The sequence below is a fragment of the bacterium genome (assembly GCA_035419245.1).
Lineage (GTDB): Bacteria > Zhuqueibacterota > Zhuqueibacteria > Residuimicrobiales > Residuimicrobiaceae > JAKPUX01.
In genome coordinates this window covers 1-2,720 of record DAOLSP010000049.1, presented here as the reverse complement: position 1 = coordinate 2,720, position 2,720 = coordinate 1, and the positions used below count along the sequence as shown (strand labels likewise).

Below are 2,720 nucleotides of genomic sequence, written 5' to 3'. Positions count from 1 at the left end.
AGAGAATGATTTCCTCGATTTTTATGACCCCCCAAAAATCAAAATTCCTATCAGCGCATTTCCTATCTCCCATTCACATGCACTCCATGACGCCGTGATGGTTCTCGGATATAGTATCGAATTTGATAGGAGGTAAGCCACCATGCGAAGCCGACCTATTGTTCAATTTATGCTGATCCTTTCTTCCTTGTTGCTCATCGCCCTGACCTGCAAAAAAGATTCTGCCACAAACCCCGAGGACAACAATAACAGCGGCATCTCATCGCAAAAAGTGATCGGCGCTTCGGGCGGTAAAGTGGAAGACGGCTATGGGGCGTCGATCACGGTTCCGGCCAAAGCGCTATCCGCCAAAACTACCATCAGCGTGCGTACGGTGCATGCCGATTCCATTCCCCCTGGCTGGCAATCCTACCTGGTCGCCAACATGATCGAATGTTTGCCCGACGGCGCAACCTTTCAGCAGCCGGTGACCGTGACGATGCCGGTGACCTCGGGCAGGACCTATCAGGAAGGGGACTCGGCCAATCTCTGTCTGTTCAATACCACCAGCGGCGCTTGGGAGATCACGGCCGTTCCGGCGGTGGTCATGGCGGACGGCAGGCACCTTCGCGCTCAGGTGACCCATTTTTCCGGCGTCGGCACGACCGAACCCGGATCATTTGGCGGGGGGAACAAAGAATTCGACAGTATTGATAATTCCATCGAATTGGGCACCATCGCCGAGGGTTGGGCTTACCATATCATGCAAAGTCTGGGTCCAATCGGCGTTGCAAAAAAGCGGATAAGGGATTGCTGTTATGTGCTTAAAAACGTCGTATTCCATTTCAAATTTGTTTCTCCCGCTTACAGCGGCAATTATAACGTGGTATATGGAGATCCGGCAAGCTGTGACAAAACCGACAAACTGCGATTTGACGAGGGAACTCCTGCGGACGGCTATCACATGGGCGTTGACGTCATCTGCTGCTTGAGCGTGTGCAATCCGGACTTGAACCTCACTGCAGATCCGGATCTGTTTATGGTACCCGACCATAAGGGCAAGACGGCAGACCTTACCGCAACGGTTCGCTGCGGCAATGGTCCGGACGCAGCGTTCAATGGACAATCGGTCAAGTTTGAGCTGGAAAGCGGGCCGGGTACCGTCAGTCCATCTCTGGTAAAAACCAATGCACAGGGCGTGGCTCAAAGCACCTACACCGTTGAAAAAAGAGGCATCGCCTCCATACGAGCCGAGGTGCCGACCTGTCAATCAGCAAAGCCGGTGACTGCTGCCAAAACCGTCAGCGTCAAGATCGACTCTCTGGTCCCAGATCATATCTATGCAAAGGTGAACATTCATCACGGCCACGCCGACATGCCCTGGACCTTTGATGACAAAGTAGAGATGTGGCTCAAGCTGGAAGTTCAAGGTGACAATGCGGCGATAACCGGGGGCGAAGGAAGTCATAATGCAAGGTGCGTCGCAGCGGACAGCGAGTGCTCCATCGTGAATCTCAGTGCGCCTTCCTTTACACCCACCGGCAAGGTCACCAAGAGCGGTGACTCGCTCACAATCGAATTTAATCCGAACCTGGCGATTGTTAACTTTATCTATCGTTGCGATTTTGGCGGAGGCGATGGTTTCAGTCGATCGGTGCCGGCTTATTCTTATCTGGTCTCATCGGTCATCGCCATGTACGTCAAAGGGACGATTAAAATGGAGTGGGGCAGTTTTGTCCAGGGAAGCGGATCGGAGCGTTTCGGCGAAGATTTTCCGCTCACGTACGAATTCGAGATCGTCTATGGCACGAAAGACCACCCATGACATGAAAAATGGCGGCGCAAACGCTATTTCGTATTTGTACGGATGCATCGAGCCCAAGGACTGCCGGAATTTTACCGCAAAATAGCCGGCGAACATTCAAGGTGAAATCCGCCCGCTCACGACTATCAAGCACGACCGGGGCTCCTTTGCCTCGACGCAGTTCGCGGGTACATTTTGCGAGCGATGATCTATCCGCATCCGCGTATTAGCATCGAGGAGATCCGCTCATGAAAAAAGGATCCGTCTTACAGCTTTCGACGCTGGTGCTGCTCCTCGCCGGGCCAGCCCCGCTCGCCCTCATGCCCAGCTCCGCGCCAGCCGCTACCGCAGCCGGTGTCCGTCCCCCCACCTCGGCCCCACAGCCCGGCGCCCATGACCGAGAAACAGCTCATGGACCTTTTTCTCGGCATCGTCGAGGAGACCGTCACCGTTTTCAAGCCGATCTGGAACGACGATTAGAAGCGGACTCCGAACAGCGGATTTTTCGACGTCCGGAAGTATGACGACTGGACTCCGAGCTACAAGGGCTACACCGGGATTGTTACCGTGCCGGCCAATGGCCTCGTCGACTTCGACTTCGCCTACGCCATCCTGCTCACCGAGACCGACAAGCTGTATTTCACGGCGAAAAATATCCCGCGGGCTGTTCTCCTTGACCACGCCATTAAGTCCATCCGCTGGTGCTGCCTGACCAGTCTCTATGTGAACAACAAGTATCCCTACAGCTACGAAGACACCGCCCCCCAGTTCCTTGAGGGCCGCTACTGGCGCCGCCTGGTCGGCTATCGCGCCGACGAGACTGTCTTCCTGACGCTCGCCGCTGCCCGGCTCTGGAAGCAAATTGACGCCGAGACTGAATCCGCATAGGTGCTGGGATAGATATCCGAATCCCAGTTCGGAAAGCAGGAAATCATGC

3 protein-coding genes are annotated in these 2,720 nt (G+C 54.7%); all 3 read left to right on the top strand.

Translation table 11 applies throughout. The annotated features are described in order from the left end of the window. Positions 1-142 precede the first annotated feature (142 nt). The 3 genes from PLH32_18390 (at position 143) to PLH32_18380 (ending at position 2,671) form a co-directional block, all read left to right on the top strand. Complete coding sequence (locus tag PLH32_18390; protein HQJ66579.1) at positions 143-1,804, top strand: hypothetical protein; 1,662 nt, start codon at positions 143-145, stop codon at positions 1,802-1,804. Between the two features lie 333 nt (positions 1,805-2,137). Further along, positions 2,138-2,263: a hypothetical protein gene (locus PLH32_18385; GenBank protein ID HQJ66578.1), complete on the top strand. Its 126-nt coding sequence runs from the start codon at positions 2,138-2,140 to the stop codon at positions 2,261-2,263. Positions 2,264-2,350: 87 nt separating this feature from the next. After that, positions 2,351-2,671, top strand: a complete 321-nt coding sequence (locus tag PLH32_18380; GenBank protein HQJ66577.1) for a hypothetical protein — start codon at positions 2,351-2,353, stop codon at positions 2,669-2,671. Positions 2,672-2,720: the final 49 nt, after the last annotated feature.

Excerpts from the sequence above, each read along its gene's own strand:
- PLH32_18390 (HQJ66579.1), top strand. The coding sequence starts at position 143 with ATGCGAAGCCGACCTATTGTTCAATTTATGCTGATCCTTTCTTCCTTG.